This is a genomic window from Burkholderia stagnalis, assembly GCF_902830275.1.
GTDB classification, from domain to species: Bacteria; Pseudomonadota; Gammaproteobacteria; order Burkholderiales; family Burkholderiaceae; genus Burkholderia; species Burkholderia stagnalis.
The window spans coordinates 169,040-190,756 of the sequence record NZ_CADESW010000004.1 but is presented as its reverse complement, the minus strand read 5'-3'; the positions used below and the strand labels follow the sequence as shown (position 1 = coordinate 190,756).

The window sequence follows — 21,717 nt, the reverse complement described above, 5'->3', positions numbered from 1 at the left end:
TCCGGCGCGGCGGCCGTTATCCGGGGTGAGCGCGATCACGGCCACTGTGTGCCACTTGTGAGCGTCAACCCCGCGTGCTGCTCGCCGCGCGCGGCCGCAACCAGGATCGCGATGGAACCGACCTTCCAACCCTCCCGTTCAGCCGCCCCCGTGCTGACCGTCTCCGGCATCGGCAAGACCTATGCCGAGCCGGTGCTCGCGGATGTGTCGCTGACGCTCGCGCCGGGCGAGGCGCTGGCGCTGACGGGCGAGAACGGTGCGGGCAAGAGCACGCTGTCGAAGATCGTCGGCGGGCTCGTCGCGCCGACCGCCGGCACGATGCAGCTCGGCGCTCGCGCGTATGCGCCGGCGAGCCGCACGCAGGCCGAGGCGCTCGGCGTGCGGATGGTGATGCAGGAGCTGAACCTGCTGCCGACGCTGTCGGTCGCCGAGAACCTGTTCCTGAACCGCCTGCCGCGCCGCTTCGGCATCATCGATCGCCAGCGCCTGCGCAACGATGCGCGCGCCGCGATGGCGCAGGTGGGCCTCGACGCGGTCGACCCCGATACGCCCGTCGGCGCGCTCGGCATCGGCCACCAGCAGATGGTCGAGATCGCGCGCAACCTGATCGGCGACTGCCGCGTGCTGATCCTCGACGAGCCGACCGCGATGCTGACCGCGCGCGAAGTCGCGCTGCTGTTCGAGCAGATCGACCGGCTCAAGGCGCGCGGCGTCGCGATCGTCTATATCTCGCACCGGCTCGAGGAGCTCGCGCGGGTGGCCGAGCGCGTCGCGGTGCTGCGCGACGGGCGGCTCGTGCATCTCGGCGAGATGGCCGCGACGGCCACGGATCGCCTCGTCACGCTGATGGTCGGGCGCGAGATCGGCGAGCACATCGACCTCGGCGAACGCCATATCGGCGCGCCGCGGCTCGTCGTGTCGGGGATGACGCGCGAGCCGGCCGTGCGCGACGTGTCGCTCGAGGTGCGCGCCGGCGAGATCTTCGGCATCTCCGGGCTGATCGGCGCGGGGCGCACCGAGCTCCTGCGGCTGATCTACGGCGCGGATGCGCCGGACGCCGGGATGATCGCGGTGGGCGAGCCGCCGCAGCCGGCGCGGATCCGCTCGCCGGTCGACGCGGTGCGGCACGGCATCGCGCTGATCACCGAGGACCGCAAGGGCGAGGGCCTGCTGCTGTCGCAATCGGTCACGGCGAACGTATCGCTCGGCCAGCTCGACCGGCTCGCGCGGGCGGGCGTCGTCGACGGCGCCCGCGAGGCGGCGCTCGCCGCGCGCCAGATCGACGCGCTGCACATCCGCACGCACGGCGCGTCGCAGCCGGTCGGCGAACTGTCGGGCGGCAACCAGCAGAAGGTCGTGATCGGCCGCTGGCTCGCGCGCGACATGGGCGTGCTGCTGTTCGACGAGCCGACGCGCGGGATCGACGTCGGCGCGAAGTTCGAGATCTACACTTTGATGGGCGCGCTCGCGCGCGAAGGCCGCGCGCTCGTCGTCGTGTCGAGCGACCTGCGCGAGCTGATGCTGATCTGCGACCGGATCGGCGTGATGTCGGCCGGCCGCATGACCGCCGTGTTCGAGCGCGGCAACTGGACCCAGGATGCGCTGCTGGCCGCGGCGTTCGCCGGCTTCGGCCGCGACGGGGCCGCGCGCGATCCGGCTGCCGGGCGCGCGCAGGGCGCCGCACCCGGCGATGAGAAGACGACAGGACGATCGAGATGACCCAGCCTCCCGCCACTCCGACCGATACGCCCGCCCAGCCGGCGGCCGAACGCCGCGCGCGCACGCTGTCCGGCACGCGGCTCGGCGTGTCGAACTACCTCGGGCTCGCCGGCGCGCTGGTCGCGATGATCGCGCTGTTCTCGGCGCTGAGTTCCCATTTCCTGACCTACGACACGTTCAGCACGATCGCGAACCAGATTCCCGATCTCGTCGTGATGTCGGTCGGGATGACCTTCGTGCTGATCATCGCGGGCATCGACCTGTCGGTCGGCTCGGTGCTCGCGCTCGCCGCGTCGATGGTGAGCGTCGCCGCGCTCAAGTGGCAGTGGGGGCCGCTGCCGGCCGCGCTGATCGGCATCGCGGCCGCGACCGCGACGGGCACGCTGACGGGCGCGGTCACGGTCGGCTGGCGGATTCCGTCGTTCATCGTGTCGCTCGGCGTGCTGGAAGCCGCGCGCGGGCTCGCGTACCAGCTGACGAATTCGCGCACCGCGTATATCGGCGACGCGTTCGACTTCCTGTCGAACCCGATCGCGGTCGGCATTTCGCCGGCATTCCTGATCGCCGTGCTGGTGATGATCGTCGCGCAGTTCGTGCTGACGCGCACCGTGTTCGGCCGCTACCTCGTCGGCATCGGCACGAACGAGGAAGCCGTCCGGCTTGCCGGGGTTAACCCGAGGCCGTATAAAATCCTCGTGTTCGCGCTGATGGGCGCGCTGGCCGGGCTGGCGTCGCTGTTCCAGATCTCGCGCCTCGAGGCGGCGGATCCGAACGCCGGCAGCGGGCTCGAGCTGCAGGTGATCGCGGCGGTCGTGATCGGCGGCACGAGCCTGATGGGCGGGCGCGGCTCGGTGATCAGCACGTTCTTCGGCGTATTGATCATCTCCGTGCTGGCCGCGGGGCTCGCGCAGATCGGCGCGAACGAGCCGACCAAGCGGATCATTACCGGCGCGGTGATCGTCGTGGCGGTCGTGCTCGATACGTATCGCAGCCGGCGTTCACGCGCACGGTAAGAACAACAGAACAGACCAGAGAGAAACGGGAAATGGCGACGATCAAGGATGTTGCAGCCATGGCGGGCGTGTCGTTTACGACGGTATCGCACGTCGTGAACAATTCGCGGCCGGTGTCCGCGGACGTACGCGCCAAGGTCGAAGGGGCGATTCGCGAGCTGAACTACGTGCCGTCGGCCGTGGCGCGCTCGCTGAAGGCGCGCGCGACGGCCACCATCGGGCTCGTCGTGCCGAACAGCACGAATCCGTACTTCGCCGAGCTCGCGCGCGGCATCGAGGATCAGTGCGCGGCGAACGGCTATTGCGTGTTCTTCTGCAACTCGGACGACGATCCGGTCAAGCAGCGCAACTATCTGCGCGTGCTGCAGGAAAAGCGCATCGACGGGTTGATCGTCGCGTCGGCGGGCGACGACGCGGTGCTCGCGCAGACGCTCGCCGACGCGCATGCGCCGCTCGTCGTCGTCGACCGCAACATCGAGGGGCTGGCGGCCGATCTCGTGCAGATCGACCACGAGCGCGGCGCCTACCTGGCGACCCGCCACCTGCTCGAACTGGGCCACGCGAAGATCGGCTGCATCACCGGGCCGACGGACACGGCCGTCAGCGCGATGCGCGTGCACGGCTTCATCCGCGCGATGGCGGAACGCACGATCGACATCGTGCCGGGCGCCATCGCGGAAAGCGATTTCTCGTGCCTCGGCGGCTATCACGCGGCGTCGCGGCTGTTCGAGACGGTGCGCCCGAGCGCGATCTTCGCCGGCAACGACCTGATGGGCGTCGGCGCGCTGCGCGCGGCGGCCGAGCGCGGCATCCGCGTGCCGGACGACTGCTCGATCATCGGCTTCGACGACATCGAATTCTCGCGCTATACCTATCCGGCGCTGTCGACGGTCGGCCAGTCGGTGCGTGCGCTCGGCGAGATGGCCGCGCAAACGCTGATCGAGCGGATCGGCGGCGGGTCGAGTGCTGCGCCGAGCGCCGCGCCGAGCCGCCGGCGCGTCGTGTCGCCGCGCCTCGTGCTGCGCGAATCGACCGCCGTCTATCGCGAGCCGGCGCCGGCCGGCAGCCGCGCATGACGGCGCGCGCCACGGGCGGGGCGCCGCGCGCCGGCCGCGTGACCGTCGTCGGCAGCCTCAACATGGATCTCGTCGTGCGTGCGCCGCGCCTGCCGCTGCCGGGCGAGACGCTCGCCGGCCACGCGTTCGCGCAGGCCGCGGGCGGCAAGGGCGGCAACCAGGCGGTCGCCGCCGCGCGGCTCGGCGCGCAGGTCGCGATGATCGGCTGCGTCGGCGCGGATGCGCACGGCGCCGCGCTGCGCGCGGGCCTCGAAGCCGAAGGGATCGACTGCGCGGGCCTTGCGACCAGCGCGGCCGCGTCGACGGGCGTCGCGCTGATCGTCGTCGACGACGCGAGCCAGAACGCGATCGTGATCGTCGCGGGCGGCAACGGCGAGGTGACGCCGGACACGATTGCCCGCCACGACGCAGCCATCGCCGCGGCCGACGTGCTGATCTGCCAGCTCGAGACGCCGGCGGACGCAGTGTTCGCGGCGCTCGCCGCCGGGCGGCGGCTCGGCCGCACGGTCGTGCTCAATCCGGCGCCGGCTGTCGCGCCGCTGCCGGCGGGCTGGCTGCCGCTCGTCGATTACCTGATTCCGAACGAGGTCGAGGCGGCCGCGCTGACGGGCCTGCCGATCCGCGACCCGGCCGACGCCGAGGCCGCCGCGCGCGCGCTGCAGGCGGGCGGCGCGCGCAACGTGCTGGTCACGCTCGGCGCACGCGGCGTGCTGGCGCTGACGGCGGACAACGCGGCGCGCCACTATCCGGCGCCCGCGGTGCAGGCGGTCGATACGACGGCCGCCGGCGACACCTTCATCGGCGGCTTCGCCGCGCAGCTCGCGGCCGGCGCCGACGTCGATGCCGCGATCCGCTTCGCGCAACGCGCGGCGGCGCTTTCCGTGACGCGCGCCGGCGCGCAGCCGTCGATCCCGACGCTCGCCGAGCTCGCGGACTGACCATTCGTCTCAAAAAATGCCGCGGTAACGCGCGAATTATTGCGCCGCATGCAATCAGCAGATGAATTGTGCGTAATTTTGCGTAAAACACCATCAAGTCGAGCCGATTGTTGTCGTAAATCCTGTGTGTGAAGCGAACGCTTCTGGGGCGACGGGCCCGGCCCGTCAACGACGACGCAAGACAGGAAAAGCGATGGTGTTGAGAGACCTGACGATTCGTGCCCGCATCGGGCTGGCGATGGCGATTCTGGCGGGGCTGCTGTGCACGCTCGGCGTGCTGGGGCTGATCGGCATGGGCCGCGCGAACGACGCGACCCAGGACATATTCACGAACCAGATGCCGAGCGCGGTCAACGTCGCGGTTGCGGAACTGTACGCCGCGCGCGAGCGTCTCGCGCTCGACCGCGCCGCGCTGCTGGTCGGCACGCCCGATTCGGCCGAGGCGGTCGCGCGCAGCCGCAAGATGCGCGAGCAGTCGGACGTGTGGTGGCAGAAGTACATGAACCTGCCGCGCGACGCCGACGAGGACAAGCTCGCACAGGACGTGGTCGCGAAGCGCCAGGTGCTGCAGCGGGGATTCGACACGTTCGCGGCGGTGGTCGCGTCGAACGATCACGAGCGGATCGGCGAAGGCGCGAAGCAGCTGCAGGTGCTGTTCAACGATCTCGCGGTGTCGGACGAGACGTTGCGCAACTTTCAGTTCACCACCGGGCAGGCCGGCTTCGCTCACGCGCAGTCGGTCTACTCGATCTCCCGCATCGTGACGATCATCGCGCTCGTGGTCGGGCTGGGCCTCGCACTGATGGCCTATATCGCGCTGAGCCGCGCGATCACCCGGCCGCTCGCCGACGCACTCGCGCATTTCGATGCGATCGCGTCGGGTGACCTGCGCCGCCGGATCGTCGCGCACAGCCGCAACGAAATGGGGCAACTGCTGGAAGGGCTTGCGCAGATGCAGCGCGGGCTCGTCGAGACCGTCGGCACGGTGCGCAGCAGCAGCGAATCGATCGCGACCGCGGCGAAGCAGATCGCGGCCGGCAACATCGACCTGTCGTCGCGTACCGAGGAACAGGCGTCGGCGCTGCAGGAAACCGCGTCGAGCATGGAACAGCTCACCGGCACCGTGAAACAGAACGCGGACAATGCACGCCAGGCGAGCGCGCTCGCCGCGAACGCGTCGGAGATTGCAAACAAGGGCAATTCGGTCGTCGGGCAGGTGGTCGGCACGATGGGCGAGATCAACCAGAGTTCGGCAAAGATCGCGGACATCATCGCGATCATCGAAGGGATCGCGTTCCAGACCAACATTCTCGCGCTGAATGCGGCGGTCGAGGCCGCGCGCGCCGGCGAGGAAGGCCGCGGCTTCGCGGTGGTCGCGGGCGAGGTGCGCAGCCTCGCGCAGCGCTCGTCGGCGGCCGCGAAGGAGATCAAGATGCTGATCGACGCGTCGGTCGAACGCATCCGCTCCGGCTCGACGCTCGTCGACGAGGCAGGCAGCACGATGACGGAAGTGATCGCCGCCGTGCAGCGCGTGACCGACATCATGGGCGAGATCGCCGCCGCATCCGAGGAACAGAGCGGCGGCATCGACCAGGTCGCGCGCGCGGTCACGCAGATGGACGAGGTCACGCAGCAGAACGCGGCGCTCGTCGAGGAAGCTGCCGCGGCTGCGCAGTCGCTCGACGAGCAGGCTGCGCGCCTGCGTGTGACGATGTCGGTGTTCCAGATCGAGGAGGGCGCGGCGCAGCGTCGTGCGGCCGAACCGGTTGCCGTGCGTGCGGCGGTGCGCGCACAGCCCGCGCCGGCGGCCGCCGTGCGCGACAGCCACGACGCACCCGCGCCGCGCGCGAGCGCCGCGCCGCCGGCCCGCAAGCCGGCCGCCGCGCCGCAGCCGGCTGCGCCGGCACCGGCGCTGGCCGCCTCCGGCAACGACGACTGGGAAACGTTCTGATTCGCCGCGACGGCGACGATCCGCGCGCCGTGCATCCCTCCCCATTTGCATGACCATGAACGCCCGCATCCAGCGGGCGTTTTTGCATCCGCGGCCGGCTCGCGACGCGGTGCCGACGATGCCGCGCGGACGCATTCACACATCCGTCATACGGGTATCTCCGTAAGGGTCATGCGAGAAAAAATTTTGTAACGGCGGGTTCCGGCTGTCGTCCGAAACGCAGGCTCGCGCGTATAGGGATGAAGGGGAGGTGGCGAGAGATTCGCGAAGGCCGGCGCGTCCAACACACAAGACGTTCCGGTGCTCGACGAGACAGGGCGGATGCTGTTTCGGCGAGTCGGGGCATTGATTGTAAAGCGACGAAAAAAGTTGTCCAAGTCGTGTGGTGCCCGACGCGAAGCTCAGACAATGAGTTCGTGAAAAAAAATAAGAAAGGGTTTAGGATGAATTCGAACGCGCTTGCTTCTGCGCAGTCACACGAAGGCAGGCACGTCTTCAGACTAAGGCGAGGGAGGTAGCATGGATATTTATAGCAGCTTCGCGAACCGCTTCGAAAAAACGCGAGAGGAGGAACTCTCGCTGGAGGAGTATCTCGCGCTCTGCAAGAACGATCCATCCGCGTATGCTACGGCCGGCGAACGCATGCTGGCTGCGATCGGGGAACCAGAACAAATCGATACCCGCAACGAACCGCGCCTGTCGCGGATCTTTGCGAACAAGGTCATCAAGGTCTATCCCGCGTTCCGTGAGTTCTACGGAATGGAGGACGTGATCGAGCAGGTGGTCGCGTATTTCCGCCACGCCGCGCAAGGGCTCGAAGAGAAGAAGCAGATCCTCTATCTGCTCGGCCCGGTGGGCGGCGGCAAGTCATCGATCGCCGAGCGCCTCAAGCAACTGATGGAACGCGTGCCGTTCTATTCGCTGAAGGGTTCGCCCGTCAACGAATCGCCGCTCGGGCTGTTCGACTACGACGAGGACGGGCCGATACTCGAAGAACAGTACGGCATCCCGCGCCGCTACCTGAAGACGATCCTCAGCCCGTGGGCCGTCAAGCGCCTGCACGAATTCAACGGCGACATCCGGCAGTTCCGCGTCGTGCGCCGCTATCCGTCGATCCTGCGGCAGGTCGGCATCGCGAAGACCGAGCCGGGCGACGAGAACAACCAGGACATCTCGTCGCTGGTCGGCAAGGTCGACATCCGCAAGCTCGAGCAGTACGCGCAGGACGATGCCGACGCCTACAGCTACTCCGGCGGCCTGTGCCTCGCGAACCAGGGCCTGCTCGAGTTCGTCGAAATGTTCAAGGCGCCGATCAAGGTGCTGCACCCGCTGCTGACGGCCACGCAGGAAGGCAACTTCAAGGGCACCGAGGGCTTCGGCGCGATTCCGTTCGACGGGATCATCCTCGCGCACTCGAACGAGTCGGAGTGGAAGGCGTTCAAGAACAACCGCAACAACGAAGCACTGCTCGACCGGATCTTCGTCGTGAAGGTGCCGTACTGCCTGCGCGTGTCGGAAGAGATCAAGATCTACGAGAAGCTGATCCGCAACTCGTCGCTGGCCGAAGCCGTGTGCGCGCCGGGCACGCTGAAGATGATGTCGCAGTTCTCGGTGCTGTCGCGGCTGCACGAGCCCGAAAACTCGAGCCTGTTCTCGAAGATGCAGGTGTACGACGGCGAGAACCTGAAGGATACCGACCCGAAGGCGAAGTCGTACCAGGAATATCGCGACTACGCGGGCGTCGACGAGGGCATGACGGGCGTGTCGACGCGCTTCGCGTTCAAGATCCTGTCGCGCGTGTTCAACTTCGATTCGACCGAAGTGGCGGCGAACCCGGTACACCTGATGTACGTGCTCGAACAGCAGATCGAGCGCGAGCAGTTCCCGCCGGAAACCGAGCAGAAGTACCTGTCGTTCGTGAAGGACGTGCTCGCGTCGCGCTACGCGGAATTCATCGGCAAGGAGATCCAGACGGCCTACCTCGAGTCGTATTCGGAATACGGCCAGAACATCTTCGATCGCTACGTCACGTATGCGGACTTCTGGATCCAGGACCAGGAATTCCGCGATCACGATACGGGCGAGAGCTTCGACCGCGCCGCGCTGAACGCGGAGCTGGAGAAGATCGAGAAGCCGGCGGGGATCAGCAATCCGAAGGATTTCCGCAACGAGATCGTGAACTTCGTGTTGCGGGCGCGGGCCGCGAATGCCGGCAAGAATCCGGTGTGGACGAGCTACGAGAAGCTGCGCGTCGTGATCGAGAAGAAGATGTTCTCGAACACCGAGGAACTGCTGCCGGTCATTTCGTTCAACGCGAAGGGCTCGGCGGAAGAGCAGCGCAAGCATGAGGACTTTGTGAACCGGATGGTCGCGAAGGGCTATACGCCGAAGCAGGTGCGGCTGCTTTGCGACTGGTACCTGCGCGTGCGCAAGTCGTCATGACCTGCGTTGCGCAGCGCCCGTGCGGCCTGGCCGCACGGGCAACTTCAGAGACGCCGCCCGCATGACGGGAGACGGCATGCGGCGAGCGTCCCGGCATATCGACTTACGAGCGGGAGACCGGGCGTGCTTCATCAAATCATCGACCGCAGGCTAGCCGGCAAGAACAAGAGCATTGCCAACCGCGAACGCTTTCTGCGTCGCGTCAAGAACTACATTCGTCGCGCCGTGTCCGATGCGGTGCGCGACCGTAGCATCAAGGACATCCAGAGCACCCAGAGCATCACGATCCCGCGCAAGGACATCGCCGAGCCGACGTTCCGGCACGGGCCGGGCGGGCGCCGCGAGCACGTGCATCCGGGCAACGAGGATTACGTGCGCGGCGACAAGATCCCGCGGCCGCAAGGCGGCTCGGGCGGCGGCGGCAGCCAGGCCAGCAACGAGGGCGAAGGGCAGGACGACTTCGTGTTCGAGCTGTCCCGCGACGAGTTCATGCAGTACTTCTTCGACGATCTCGAACTGCCGCGCCTCGTGAAGACGCACCTGCTGACGGTGCCGAGCTGGAAGAACGTGCGCGCGGGCTGGTCGGCGGAAGGCACGCCGAACAACATCGACGTCGTGCGTTCGCTGAGGAGCGCGCTCGGCCGCCGCATCGCGCTCGGCTCGCCGCTCGTCAACGAGCTGCACGAGCTCGAGGCGCAGCTCGAAGCGCTCAAGCGCGACCCCGAGGATCGCCGCACGGAGATCGCCACGCTCGAGGACCAGATCCATCACCTGAAAGGGCGCATCTGGCGCATCCCGTTCATCGACCCGTTCGACCTGCGCTACATCAACCGCGTGAAGCAGCCGCAGCCGTCGAGCCAGGCGGTGATGTTCTGCCTGATGGACGTGTCCGGCTCGATGGACGAGCAGCGCAAGGATCTCGCGAAGCGCTTCTTCATCCTGCTGTACCTGTTCCTGAAGCGTAACTACGAGCGCATCGAGGTGGTGTTCATCCGCCACCACACGCGCGCGGAGGAGGTCGACGAGGACACCTTCTTCCACTCGACCGAAAGCGGCGGCACGGTGGTGTCGAGCGCGCTCGAGCTGATGCGCAAGGTGCAGAGCGAGCGCTACTCGCCGACCGAGTGGAACATCTACGGCGCGCAGGCGTCGGACGGCGACAACTGGACGGACGATTCGCCGAAGTGTCGGAAAATCCTGGAAGAGGATATCCTCACGAAGACGCGTTACTTCGCGTACATCCAGGTGGCGCCGGAAGAGCAGAATCTCTGGCTGGAGTACGCGCAGTTGATGCAGTCGCAACCGCATCTCGCGATGAAAAAAGTGGAATCGGCTGCCGACATTTACCCGGTGTTTCGTGAATTGTTCGAAAAGCAGGTGGAAATGTCATGACATCCCGCCATCTGCACAGCGAATCGCGCGGCTACCAGCCGCGCCGATCCGGCGACGACACCGCAGGCCATGACGCAACGCAGCAACGCGATCGGGCCGAACCGTCGACGCCGCCCGCCGACTTGCCCGGTGCCGGGCAGAAGGAAGCGCGTATGAACGTTGCTGATCGCAGGCCGCTGCCGTGCCCGTCCGACTGGACCTTCGAGTTGCTCGAGGAATACGACACGCATATCGCGCAGGTTGCCGAGCAGTATGAGCTCGACATCTACCCGATCCAGCTCGAGCTGATCAGCGCCGAGCAGATGATGGACGCGTACGCGTCGGTCGGGATGCCGGTCAACTACCGGCACTGGTCGTTCGGCAAGCATTTCCTGTCGACCGAGAAGAGCTATCGCCGCGGCCAGATGGGGCTCGCCTACGAGATCGTCATCAATTCGAACCCGTGCATCGCGTATCTGATGGAAGAGAACACGATGACGATGCAGGCGCTCGTCATCGCGCACGCGGCGTACGGGCACAACTCGTTCTTCAAGGGCAACTACCTGTTCCGGTTGTGGACCGATGCGCACGCGATCATCGACTACCTCGTCTACGCGAAGAACTACGTCGCCGAATGCGAGGAGCGCTTCGGCCTCGACCGCGTCGAGGAGCTGCTCGACTCGTGCCACGCGCTGATGAACTACGGCGTCGACCGCTACAAGCGGCCGCAGAAGCCGTCGCTGTCGAAGGAAGCGGCGCTGCGCCGCGAGCGCGAGGCGTACATGCAGTCGCAGATCAACGAGCTGTGGCGCACGCTGCCGAACCGCAAGCCGGAGCTCGCCGAGGAGCAGGAAGAACGCTATCCGCCGGAGCCGCAGGAAAACCTGCTGTATTTCGCGGAGAAGAACGCGCCGCTGCTCGAGCCATGGGAGCGGGAAGTGATCCGCATCGTGCGCAAGATCGGCCAGTACTTCTATCCGCAGCGGCAGACGCAGGTGATGAACGAAGGCTGGGCGACGTTCTGGCATTACACGCTGCTCAACACGCTGTACAACCAGGGCAAGCTGGAAGACGGCTTCATGATGGAGTTCCTCCATTCGCACAGCAACGTGATCTACCAGCCGCCCGTCACGAAACCGTACTACAGCGGGATCAACCCGTATGCGCTCGGCTTCTCGATGATGAGCGACATCCGGCGGATCTGCGAAGCGCCGACGGACGAGGACTACAAGTGGTTCCCCGAGCTCGCGGGCAGCCCGTGGCTGCCGGCCATGCATTACGCGATGCGCAACTTCAAGGACGAGAGCTTCATCGCGCAATACCTGTCGCCGCACCTGATCCGCGAGATGCGGCTGTTCTCGGTGCTCGACGACGACATGCGCGATTCGCTCGAGGTGTCGGCGATCCACGACGACTCCGGCTACCAGTACGTGCGGCAGGCGCTGTCGCGGCAGTACGACATCCATCATCGCGAGCCGAACATCCAGGTGTGGGCGGTCAACACGCGCGGCGATCGCAGCCTCACGCTGCGCCACTTCATGACCGACAACCGGCACCTGTCGAACGACAGCGACGAGGTGCTCAAGCACATGGCGCGGCTGTGGCAGTTCGACGTGTACCTGGAAAGCGTCGACGAGGCGGGCACCGTGCGCAAGCGCTACGAGTGCCGCTATACGCCGCCCGAAGTGCGCGTGTGAGCGGCATGCGCCGGTGCGCCTGATGTCGGTCGACGCCAGCCCGCGGGCTGGCGTTTTCATATGACGACGGGATGTCCGGAGAAAAATCTTCTCCATCCGGGCGAATCCGGACAGCTCTTTTCATCGCGTTTCGCTAAAATCCGGTGGCGCCATGCGCCAGAACCGGTGCCACGCGCTTCCGCACGCGGCGGTGTCGCAGCCGTCACGCCCAAAAGCACTACAAAGGAACAGACCAACCCATGGACGTCCAGACCGACCAAGCCGTGCCGTCCGCGCACGACACCCGGCGGCGCGTGTTCGCCATCGTCGGCGCCTCGTCGGGCAACCTCGTCGAGTGGTTCGACTTCTACATCTACTCGTTCTGCGCGCTGTACTTCGCGCCCGCGTTCTTCCCGAGCGGCAACACGACGACGCAGCTGCTGAACACCGCCGGCGTGTTCGCGGCCGGCTTCCTGATGCGCCCGATCGGCGGCTGGCTGTTCGGCCGCATCGCCGACCGTCACGGCCGCCGCGCCGCGATGATGATCTCGGTGCTGATGATGTGCGGCGGCTCGCTCGTGATCGCGGTGCTGCCGACCTATGCGCAGATCGGCGCATTCGCGCCGCTGCTGCTGCTGATCGCGCGGCTGTTCCAGGGGCTGTCGGTGGGCGGCGAGTACGGCACGAGCGCGACCTACATGAGCGAAGTCGCGCTGAAGGGGCGGCGCGGCTTCTTCGCGTCGTTCCAGTACGTGACGCTGATCGGCGGCCAGCTGTGCGCGCTGCTCGTGCTCGTGATCCTGCAGCAGACGCTGTCGACCGCGGAGCTGAAGGCGTGGGGCTGGCGCATTCCGTTCGTGGTCGGCGCGGCGGCCGCGCTGGTCTCGCTGTACCTGCGCAAGTCGCTCGACGAGACGTCGACCAGCGCGTCGCGCGACAAGAAGGATGCCGGCACGATCCGCGGCGTGTGGCAGCACAAGGGCGCGTTCTTCACGGTGGTCGGCTTCACGGCCGGCGGCTCGCTGATCTTCTACACGTTCACGACGTACATGCAGAAGTACCTCGTGAACACGGCCGGCATGCATGCGAAGACCGCCAGCAACGTGATGACCGTCGCGCTGCTCGTCTACATGCTGCTGCAGCCGGTGTTCGGCGCGCTGTCCGACAAGATCGGCCGCCGCATGTCGATGATCCTGTTCGGCGTGTGCTCGGTGATCGGCACGGTGCCGCTGATGCATGCGCTGAAGGACGTGCAGAGCCCGGTCGCGGCGTTCGCGCTGATCACGGTCGCGCTCGCGATCGTCAGCTTCTACACGTCGATCAGCGGCCTGATCAAGGCCGAGATGTTCCCGCCCGAAGTGCGCGCGATGGGTGTCGGCCTGTCGTATGCGGTCGCGAACGCGATCTTCGGCGGCTCGGCCGAGTACGTCGCGCTGTGGTTCAAGTCGATCGGCAGCGAGGAGACGTTCTACTGGTATGTGACCGCGCTGTGCGCGATCTCGCTGCTCGTGTCGTACCGGATGCGCGATCCGAGCAAGGAAGGGTACCTGCGTCACGAGCCGTGATCGGTTGCGCACCAACCCCCGGCTTCATGATTAACGTCCCGCCTGCTGGCGGGACGTTTTTTTTGAGCCTCGCCATGGACGAGCAAGCGCGCGGGACATCGCCCGGCCGGGCCGCCGCCTCGAAACCGGGCGGAAAATCAGGGGCGGAATGCTGGCATCAAGATATGAGAAAACTTGATCGATTCAACCAGGAAAAATCAATATCGATCAAGTCTGATCTGCCTCACAATCGCCGCCTGTCACATCCAGGAACAGAGAGCACGACGATGACGACACGACGTCAGATACTGAAGCGGGGCCTGTTCGCCTCGGGTTCCGCGCTGCTGGCCGGCACGCTGGGCGGCGCATGGAGCGGCGCGGCCCGCGCGCAAGGTGCGACGTGGCACATGCCCGACGAGGGCGCGCCGCATACGGCCACCTGGATGGCGTTCGGCCCGAGCGAGGACATCTGGGGCGCGCGGCTGCTGCCCGTGGTGCGCGAGAACCTGGCCGCCATCGCGAAGGCGATCGCCGCGCACGAGCCGGTCAAGATGCTGGTGCGGGAACAGGACTATGCGATTGCATCGCGCCTGTGCGGCGCATCGGTCGAGCTGGTCCAGCATCCGGTCGACGATCTGTGGATGCGCGACACGGGGCCCGTGTTCGTGAAGCAGGCGTCGGGGCAGCTCGGCGGCGTGAACTTCAATTTCAACGGCTGGGGCAACAAGCAGGAACACGATCAGGACGCGGAAGTCGCGCCGTTCGTGGCCGGGCGCGCCGGTGCGCGGCTGCTCGACACGCGGCTGGTGCTGGAAGGCGGCGGCATCGAGGTGGACGGCGAGGGCACGGCGATCATCACGCGCAGCTGCGTGCTCAATCCGAACCGGAATCCGGGCGTCAGCCAGGCGCAGTGCGAAGCCGAGCTGAGCCGCCTGCTCGGGCTGAAGAAGATCATCTGGCTGCCCGGCATCGCGGGCAAGGACATTACCGACGGGCATACCGACTTCTATGCGCGCTTCACGAGCCCGGGCGTCGTGGTGGCCGGGCTCGATACGGATCCGTCGTCCTACGATCACGCGGTCACGCGGCGGCATCTCGAGATCCTGCGGCAAGCGACCGACGCGAAGGGGCGGGCGCTGAAGGTCGTGGTGCTGCCGGGGCCGAAAACCGTGCGGCGCAAATACGAGAACGCGGAGTTCGCGGCCGGCTACATCAATTTCTACGTCTGCAATCGCGCGGTGATCGCGCCGGCATTCGGCGACAGCCGCGCGGACAAGAATACGCGCGATACGCTCGTCGACCTGTTCCCGGGCCGCGACGTGATCCAGCTCGACATCGACGGCATTGCCGCGGGCGGCGGCGGCATTCACTGCGCGACCCGGGAAGTGCCGGCATGAGCACGCGGCGCGGCCGCGCACGATCGCCCGGTCCGTGGACGGCACATGGCCGTCATATCGATATCGAAATCGCTTCGTTGCCCGTCGCACGCGATTTCCTTAATCTGAACCGGTAGTTCGTGTGACACCTCCTTGACTGGGATTCGCGCCCGCTGCTTGCAGCGGGCGCCTTTTTTTGTGCGCGCGCCCCTTGGCGGCCGAGTGGTACCCGATCTCGAGCGACGGCCGGATGATCGCGCCGGAGAACCCGCAGCGGATGGCGGCGCGCATGCAGCCGCGCAAGACGATCACGCTCGCGGCAAGCCATGCGTCGCTCGCGTCGAATCCCGTCGAGGTCGCCGCGCTGACCGACGAGGCCGCGACCGCGCCGGCCGCGTGACGAACGGGCGCGCCGCGCTGCCGAGCCGCATGGCCGCCGCATGCCTTCATCACGAAATCCGCAGAGCAAAGCACCATTTCTTGGTTCGGCCGCGGCGAGCACGCTGATACGTTAGCGGCTTCACGGCACCACCCGTCGTGAAGTTCCTCGAACCGGGCCGCCGCGTGATCCGCGACGGTCCTCATAACAATCAGGTCGTGCTCATGAAATTCCACACGCTCGCCAGCTGGCTCGTCGGCGCCGCGCTCGTCGCCGCCGGCACCGCCGCACACGCAGACCGTCTCGACGACATCAAGAAGGCCGGCGTGCTGCGCGTCGCCACCTTCGACAGCAACCCGCCGTTCGGTTACGTCGACGGGAAGACCAACCACATCGTCGGCCTCGACGTCGACTACGCGAAGGCGCTCGCCGACAAGCTCGGCGTGAAGCTGCAGCTGCAGCCGACCAATCCGGCGAACCGCATTCCGTTCCTGACCTCCGGCAAGGTCGATCTCGTGCTCGCGAACTTCACGATCACCGACGAGCGTGCGAAGCAGGTCGATTTCAGCATTCCGTACTTCTCGTCGGGCCAGCAGTTCCTTGCGAAGAAGGGCGTGCTGAAGTCGGCCGAGCAGTTGAGCGGCCTGCGCGTCGGCGCGGACAAGGGCACGACGAACGAGATCACGCTGCGCGAGAAATTCCCGAAGGCGACGATCGTCGCGTACGACGACACGCCGTTCGCGTTCGCCGCGCTGCGCGCCGGCAACGTGCAGGCGATCACGCAGGACGGCCCGAAGCTGATCGGCCTGCTCGCGAACGTGCCGGACAAGCAGAACTACGAGATTCCCGCGTTCACCATCTCGAACGACTACATGGGCGTGGGCGTGCCGAAGGGCGAGACGCGCCTGCTCGGCTTCGTCAACGACACGCTGAAGGGGCTCGAGTCGAGCGGCCGCGCGACGCAGATCTACGACGCATGGTTCGGCCCGACGACGAAGACGCCGCTCACGCGCATCTTCCGCATCGGCGACAAGACCTGACCTGACCCGAACGCGACCCGCGCGCCGCGATGTGCGGCCGGCCCCGGCCGGCGCGCGCGTCGAGGCGCATTCCTGTTGACTTTCGATGATCGCGGGCGCCGAGCGCCCGCGCCACATGCATGCTCGGGCTGGCTCCCAAATATTTGTCATGGCTCTGGCAGGGCTTCCTGCTGACGCTCGGCCTGGCGGCCGCGTCGGCCATTGCCGCGACCGCGGGCGGGCTCGTGCTCGCGATCCTGCGCCATGCGCGTCACCGCGCGTGGCGCGCCGCCGCCGCGGCCTACGTCGTCACGTTCCGCAACACGCCGCTGCTGGTTCAACTGCTGTTCTGGTATTTCGGCGTCGCGTCGCTGCTGCCCGACACGTGGGTCGCGTGGCTGAACGCGCGCCATGCGTGGCACGCGGGCCCGGTCACGCTCGCGTGGCCGTCGTTCGAATTCGTCGCGGGCTGGGTCGGGCTGAGCGCGTATACGGCCGCGTTCGTCGCCGAGGAGTGCGAGGCGGGCCTGCGCGGCGTGCCGGGCGCGCAGCGCGACGCCGCCGTGGCGCTCGGCCTCACGCCGCTGCAGGCGCTGCGCTACGTGATCCTGCCGCAGGCGGTGCGCATCGCGCTGCCGCCGCTGTTCGGGCAATACATGAACCTCGTGAAGAACTCGTCGCTGGCGATGGCGATCGGCGTTGCGGAGCTGTCGTACGCGTCGCGGCAGGTCGAGACGGAAACCTTCAAGACGTTCGCCGCGTTCGGCGTCGCGACCGTGCTGTACATCGCCGCGGCCGCCGCGATCGAGGCCGTCGCGTATGCGGCCGCGCGATGGCGCGACCGGCTCGGTGTGGCCGGCTAGGCGCGGAGCATTGACGATGGATCTCTCGCTGCTCGCCAACAATCTTCCTTACCTGCTCGTCGGTGCGTTTCCGGACGGGCCGCTCGGCGGCGCCGCGCTGTCGCTCGTGCTGGCCATGGCGTCCGCGTTCGCGTCGGCGGTGCTGGGCGTCGCGCTCGGCGTCGCGATGGCGCTCGTGCGCGGCTGGGCGCGCGTGCCGCTGCTCGCGTTCATCGGCTTCTTCCGCGCGATTCCGGTGCTGATGCTGATCTTCTGGACGTATTTCCTGATGCCGATGCTGCTGCACACGGACGTGCCGGGGCTCGCGACGGTGGTATGCGCGCTGGCGCTGATCGGCGGCGCGTATCTCGCGCACGCGGTGCATGCGGGTATCGTCGCGGCCGGCGCCGGGCAATGGCAGGCCGGGCTGTCGCTGGGCCTCACGCGCTGGCAGACGGTGCGCTACGTGCTGCTGCCGCAGGCGATCCGGATCATGACGCCGTCGTTCGTCAACCAGTGGGTCGCGCTCGTGAAGGACACGTCGCTCGCGTACATCGTCGGCGTGCCGGAGCTGTCGTTCGTCGCGACGCAGGTGAACAACCGGCTGATGGTGTACCCGGCGCCGATCTTCCTGTTCGTCGCCGCGATCTACCTCGTGCTGTGCACGTCGCTCGACGGCGCGGCGCGCTGGCTGCTGATGCGCAGGCCGCGCGCGGCCCGTGCCGCCCGCATCGGCGGCGAGCGCGCGCAGCCGGCGCGACGCTGACGGGCAGGGCGGACTCGGCGCGCGTCAGGACGCGGTGTAGTGCGTGTTGAACACCGCGCGCAGCGTCGACTTGTCGCGCGCGAAATCGCCCCACAGCGGGCCGTCGGTTTGCGCGAACGCGAACGGCGCGGTGCTGATCGACGCGAGGCGGAAGCGCCATTGCGCGGCTTCCTGGCGGAATGCGGTGAGCTGCATGTCGGATAGCGCCGTCTGCGCGCTCGCGAGCGTGACGAGCGGGTCGACCGGCTGATCGGCAGCGCGCACCTCGAAATGCAGGTGCGGGCCCGTGGCCGCGCCGGTCATCCCGACCGAGCCGAGCCGTTGGCCCTGCTTGACGGGCTCGCCGACCTTCAGCCCGTGCGCGAACGCGGACAGGTGCGCGTAGTAGGTCGAATAGCCGTCGGCGTGGTCGACGATCACGTATTTGCCGTAGCCGCCCGGATCGGTGCCGACGAACGACACGGTGCCGTCGGCCGCCGCGTCGACGCGGGTGCCGGACGGCGCGGCGAGATCGACGCCGGTATGGAACGCCATCTCCTGCGACAACGGATGGACGCGCTCGCCGAAGAACGAGCTGATGCGCGTCCACTTGACGGGCATCGTGAACGCGGCCGCTTCGAGCGGCGTGCCGTCGAGCATGTAATACGCGCCCTTGTCGGCGCCCGGCGGCTTGAACCACAGCGCGCCGAACGTGCGGCCGGCCACGCGCAGCTCGAGCGCGGTGAGGCGCGGCGCGCTACCGGTCGTGTCGAACGCGACGCGGTAGTAATCCCCGCGGTGCGCGCTTTCGCGCATCGGCACCTTGCCGCTGACGAGATCGCCGAGCTGGATCCGCACTTCGGGCGGCAGGTCGAGGCGGTTCAGCGTATCGGACAGCGTCAGCTCGATGTCGCCCGCGCGCAGCCCGTGCTCGGGCTGGGGCGGCGCGAGCGTAAACAGGTTCGCATAGCCGAGCATGTCGTTACGGTGCGCGCTGAGCGGCGCGAACAGGCCCGGCTGCGCATTGCGCTCGCCGATCGACCGCGCAAGCTCGCTCGCGACGAAATGCTCGGCGCTGGGAAACGGGGTATCCGACAGCACGCGCTGCGGCGTCGCGGCCGCGCCGGTATCGACGGCGCCCGGCAGTTGCGACACGGCCGGCAGCGTGACGACCGCGAGACCGAGCGTGGCGAGGGCGCCGAGCACGGCGGCCGGCAGGAGCGCGCGCACGCGCTGCCGTGTGCGCGGGGCGGAAATATCAGGGTAGGCGGTGGGTTTGACCAAGGCTATCCACATCCAGGAAAACGGTTCGACGAAAGGGTGTGGGCAAGGTCCACGGGCCGCGCGCGCATCGGGTGTCGACGGGACGGAAGGTGGGCGTGCAACAAAACAGGCCCCGCAAGGGGCCCGTGTCGTTTCCGTTCGACCCAACGGCGCGGGACGCAACCCGCTTCGAACGGCGCCGCGATTGCCGGGTCAGGACCCGGATATCACGAAGACGCTATTTCAAGTGACAGCGCCAGTCTACCGATGTTCCGCAAAAAGTAGAAAATTTAAAACAGGGTCGGGATTACTGTTCCGCAGAGCGGTAATTCGAGATAAATCAGGTGTTTTTTGCGCTTCCGAACCTTATTCCGGCAATTTTTGCGCGCGGCGGCGCAGCGCCGTCGAGGTCCGGACCGCGTCGAAGCCCGCATCGAGGATCGCTTCCGCGTCGCTCCACAGATTGCGGCGCAGGCGGTTGGTCCAGACGATCGACTCGAACACGCCTTCGAGCAGCGACACGAGATAGACGGCCGCGAGATGCACGTCGAGATCGGCCGCGACCTCGCCGCCCGCGACCGCGCGGCGCAGCAGCGCCTTGGCGATGCGCAGCATCTGCAGCTCGAGCGCGATGCGACGGCGCTGCAGCGCGAGGTTTTCCTCGCTATGCTCGCATTTCGTATACAGAATGACGAGCACCCGCTGCATCGACCCCGGCTCGCCGCATTGCTCCAGGTAGTGCGACGCGGCGCGCCGCAGCGTATCGAGCGCGGACTGGCCGTCGCTGGCCTCGAAGCCTTCGGACGTGCGCGCGAACGCGCGGTCGCACATCGCGAGACAGACCTCCATCTTGTTCTTGTAGTGGCCGTACACGGCGCCCCGCGACATGCCGGCGGCTTCCGCGAGGTCGGCCATCGCGGTTTGCGCGACGCCGCGCTCGAGCAGCACGAGCTCGGCGGCATCGAGGATCCGGTGCTTGATCGCGAGTGATTCTTCCCGGGTCTTGCGGGCCATGTTGCGTCGTTCCTTACAGTTTGCTGTCGTTTTATTGAGACACTTCGCCGGTAGATTTAAAACGGCATGTATTTAATCAGTCATGACTGATTATAATCAGCCACCCTGAGCCGCCGCATTTTAATGGCGGCACATGATCCGAGGTCCAAATGAAGAATAATCGCTCCCTGTCGCGCCACGGGCTGGCGCCGTTCGCGCTGCTGGCCATGCTGGCCGTCGCCGGATGCGGAAAGGGCGAACACGCGGCCGCGCCCGAGGCCGCGCAGCGCGCGACGGTGCTGACCGTGCGGCCGACCGCGATGCCGCTCGGCGTCGAACTGCCGGGCCGGCTCGAAGCGTACCGGCAGGCGGAGGTGCGCGCGCGGGTCGCGGGCATCGTCACCGCGCGCACCTACGAGGAGGGGCAGGAGGTCAAGCAGGGCGCGGTGCTGTTCCGCATCGATCCCGCGCCGCTGAAGGCCGCGCGCGACGCGGCGCAGGGCGCGCTCGCGAAGGCGCAGGCCGCGGCGCTCGCGGCGAGCGACAAGCGCCGCCGCTACGACGATCTGGTGCGCGACCGCGCCGTCAGCGAGCGCGACCACACCGAGGCCGTCGCGGCCGACGCGCAGGCGAAGGCCGAACTCGCGTCGGCGAAGGCCGAGCTGGCGCGCGCGCAACTGCAGCTCGACTATGCGACGGTGACCGCGCCGATCGCGGGCCGCGCGCGGCGCGCGCTCGTCACCGAAGGCGCGCTCGTCGGCCAGGACCAGGCAACGCCGCTGACGACCGTCGAGCAGCTCGATCCGATCTACGTGAACTTCTCGCAGCCGGCCGCGGACGTCGACGCGCTGCGCCGCGCGGTGAAAAGCGGCCGCGCGACCGGCATCGCGCAGCAGGACGTCGCGGTGACGCTGCTGCGCGCCGACGGCAGCGCGTATCCGCTGAAAGGCAAGCTGCTGTTCAGCGATCTCGCGGTCGACCCGACCACCGACACCGTCGCGATGCGCGCGCTGTTCCCGAACCCCGAGCGCGAGCTGCTGCCCGGCGCATACGTGCGGATCGCGCTCGACAACGCGGTCGACCGCCAGGCGATCCTGGTGCCGCGCGACGCGCTGTTGCGCGGCGCCGACCGCGCGTCGGTGAAGGTCGTCGGCGCGAACGGCAAGGTGCGCGACGTCGAGGTCGTCGCCGACCAGATGGCCGGCCGCGACTGGCGCATCACGCGCGGCCTCGCGGGCGGCGAGCGCGTGATCGTCGACAACGCCGCCCAGTTCGCGCCCGGCACCGCGGTCACGCCCGTCGAGCGGCCCGCGCCGCCCGCGGCCGCGCCTGCTTCGGCGGCGGCCGCCCGTCAAACCTGATCGGTTCGA

General features: G+C 67.6%; 16 protein-coding genes and 1 pseudogene. 15 read left to right on the top strand and 2 right to left on the bottom strand.

All coding sequences use genetic code 11. The annotated features are described in order from the left end of the window. Positions 1-111 precede the first annotated feature (111 nt). The 14 genes and pseudogenes from HWY45_RS09920 (at position 112) to HWY45_RS09855 (ending at position 18,112) form a co-directional block, all read left to right on the top strand. Complete coding sequence (locus tag HWY45_RS09920) at positions 112-1,719, top strand: sugar ABC transporter ATP-binding protein (RefSeq protein ID WP_059806961.1); 1,608 nt, start codon at positions 112-114, stop codon at positions 1,717-1,719. Next, entirely contained in the window at positions 1,716-2,732 is a 1,017-nt protein-coding gene (locus tag HWY45_RS09915; protein ID WP_059886047.1) for an ABC transporter permease, read from the top strand. The genes HWY45_RS09920 and HWY45_RS09915 overlap by 4 nt, the downstream gene beginning before the upstream one ends. A 32-nt stretch (positions 2,733-2,764) precedes the next feature. Continuing rightward, a complete protein-coding gene (locus tag HWY45_RS09910) occupies positions 2,765-3,808 on the top strand; it encodes a LacI family DNA-binding transcriptional regulator (RefSeq protein WP_059560511.1) in 1,044 nt (347 codons plus the stop codon). Beyond that, positions 3,805-4,746, top strand: coding sequence for a ribokinase (rbsK, locus tag HWY45_RS09905; RefSeq protein ID WP_059886045.1), 942 nt, complete (start codon positions 3,805-3,807; stop codon positions 4,744-4,746). The genes HWY45_RS09910 and rbsK overlap by 4 nt, the downstream gene beginning before the upstream one ends. A 193-nt stretch (positions 4,747-4,939) precedes the next feature. Continuing rightward, positions 4,940-6,697, top strand: a complete 1,758-nt coding sequence (locus HWY45_RS09900) for a methyl-accepting chemotaxis protein (protein WP_059886043.1) — start codon at positions 4,940-4,942, stop codon at positions 6,695-6,697. A gap of 519 nt (positions 6,698-7,216) precedes the next feature. Continuing rightward, a complete protein-coding gene (locus HWY45_RS09895) occupies positions 7,217-9,139 on the top strand; it encodes a PrkA family serine protein kinase (RefSeq protein WP_017332327.1) in 1,923 nt (640 codons plus the stop codon). A 123-nt stretch (positions 9,140-9,262) separates the two neighbouring features. Then, positions 9,263-10,531 carry a YeaH/YhbH family protein gene (locus HWY45_RS09890; protein ID WP_059886041.1) on the top strand — a complete coding sequence of 423 codons (1,269 nt, stop codon included), beginning with the start codon at positions 9,263-9,265 and terminating at the stop codon, positions 10,529-10,531. After that, positions 10,528-12,207 carry a SpoVR family protein gene (locus HWY45_RS09885; protein WP_059560524.1) on the top strand — a complete coding sequence of 560 codons (1,680 nt, stop codon included), beginning with the start codon at positions 10,528-10,530 and terminating at the stop codon, positions 12,205-12,207. The genes HWY45_RS09890 and HWY45_RS09885 overlap by 4 nt, the downstream gene beginning before the upstream one ends. A gap of 239 nt (positions 12,208-12,446) precedes the next feature. After that, complete coding sequence (locus HWY45_RS09880) at positions 12,447-13,751, top strand: MFS family transporter (RefSeq protein WP_059806953.1); 1,305 nt, start codon at positions 12,447-12,449, stop codon at positions 13,749-13,751. Between the two features lie 266 nt (positions 13,752-14,017). Further along, positions 14,018-15,127 carry an agmatine deiminase family protein gene (locus HWY45_RS09875; protein ID WP_059886039.1) on the top strand — a complete coding sequence of 370 codons (1,110 nt, stop codon included), beginning with the start codon at positions 14,018-14,020 and terminating at the stop codon, positions 15,125-15,127. 202 nt (positions 15,128-15,329) lie between these two features. Then, positions 15,330-15,506, top strand: a pseudogene (locus tag HWY45_RS09870) (alpha/beta hydrolase); the annotation flags it as partial. A 203-nt stretch (positions 15,507-15,709) separates the two neighbouring features. Then, positions 15,710-16,525 (top strand): ABC transporter substrate-binding protein, encoded by an 816-nt coding sequence (locus HWY45_RS09865; RefSeq protein ID WP_059807246.1) that lies wholly within the window; start codon positions 15,710-15,712, stop codon positions 16,523-16,525. A 119-nt stretch (positions 16,526-16,644) separates the two neighbouring features. Then, positions 16,645-17,367: an amino acid ABC transporter permease gene (locus tag HWY45_RS09860; protein ID WP_059806943.1), complete on the top strand. Its 723-nt coding sequence runs from the start codon at positions 16,645-16,647 to the stop codon at positions 17,365-17,367. Positions 17,368-17,383: 16 nt separating this feature from the next. Further along, entirely contained in the window at positions 17,384-18,112 is a 729-nt protein-coding gene (locus HWY45_RS09855; RefSeq protein ID WP_059886035.1) for an amino acid ABC transporter permease, read from the top strand. A gap of 24 nt (positions 18,113-18,136) precedes the next feature. Here the strand turns inward: HWY45_RS09855 and HWY45_RS09850 are convergent, their stop codons facing one another. Next, complete coding sequence (locus HWY45_RS09850; RefSeq protein ID WP_059886033.1) at positions 18,137-19,375, bottom strand: M23 family metallopeptidase; 1,239 nt, start codon at positions 19,373-19,375, stop codon at positions 18,137-18,139. A gap of 345 nt (positions 19,376-19,720) precedes the next feature. After that, positions 19,721-20,368, bottom strand: coding sequence for a TetR family transcriptional regulator (locus tag HWY45_RS09845; protein WP_059886031.1), 648 nt, complete (start codon positions 20,366-20,368; stop codon positions 19,721-19,723). 149 nt (positions 20,369-20,517) lie between these two features. Here HWY45_RS09845 and HWY45_RS09840 point away from each other — a divergent pair, with 149 nt between their 5' ends. Beyond that, a complete protein-coding gene (locus HWY45_RS09840; protein WP_059560549.1) occupies positions 20,518-21,708 on the top strand; it encodes a MexX/AxyX family multidrug efflux RND transporter periplasmic adaptor subunit in 1,191 nt (396 codons plus the stop codon). Positions 21,709-21,717: the final 9 nt, after the last annotated feature.

Coding starts and splice junctions, on each gene's coding strand:
- HWY45_RS09845 (WP_059886031.1), bottom strand. CDS start 20,368: ATGGCCCGCAAGACCCGGGAAGAATCACTCGCGATCAAGCACCGGATC.
- HWY45_RS09855 (WP_059886035.1), top strand. CDS start 17,384: ATGGATCTCTCGCTGCTCGCCAACAATCTTCCTTACCTGCTCGTCGGT.
- HWY45_RS09895 (WP_017332327.1), top strand. CDS start 7,217: ATGGATATTTATAGCAGCTTCGCGAACCGCTTCGAAAAAACGCGAGAG.
- HWY45_RS09840 (WP_059560549.1), top strand. CDS start 20,518: ATGAAGAATAATCGCTCCCTGTCGCGCCACGGGCTGGCGCCGTTCGCG.
- rbsK (WP_059886045.1), top strand. CDS start 3,805: ATGACGGCGCGCGCCACGGGCGGGGCGCCGCGCGCCGGCCGCGTGACC.
- HWY45_RS09910 (WP_059560511.1), top strand. CDS start 2,765: ATGGCGACGATCAAGGATGTTGCAGCCATGGCGGGCGTGTCGTTTACG.
- HWY45_RS09865 (WP_059807246.1), top strand. CDS start 15,710: ATGAAATTCCACACGCTCGCCAGCTGGCTCGTCGGCGCCGCGCTCGTC.
- HWY45_RS09860 (WP_059806943.1), top strand. CDS start 16,645: ATGCTCGGGCTGGCTCCCAAATATTTGTCATGGCTCTGGCAGGGCTTC.
- HWY45_RS09900 (WP_059886043.1), top strand. CDS start 4,940: ATGGTGTTGAGAGACCTGACGATTCGTGCCCGCATCGGGCTGGCGATG.
- HWY45_RS09915 (WP_059886047.1), top strand. CDS start 1,716: ATGACCCAGCCTCCCGCCACTCCGACCGATACGCCCGCCCAGCCGGCG.
- HWY45_RS09885 (WP_059560524.1), top strand. CDS start 10,528: ATGACATCCCGCCATCTGCACAGCGAATCGCGCGGCTACCAGCCGCGC.
- HWY45_RS09875 (WP_059886039.1), top strand. CDS start 14,018: ATGACGACACGACGTCAGATACTGAAGCGGGGCCTGTTCGCCTCGGGT.
- HWY45_RS09880 (WP_059806953.1), top strand. CDS start 12,447: ATGGACGTCCAGACCGACCAAGCCGTGCCGTCCGCGCACGACACCCGG.
- HWY45_RS09920 (WP_059806961.1), top strand. CDS start 112: ATGGAACCGACCTTCCAACCCTCCCGTTCAGCCGCCCCCGTGCTGACC.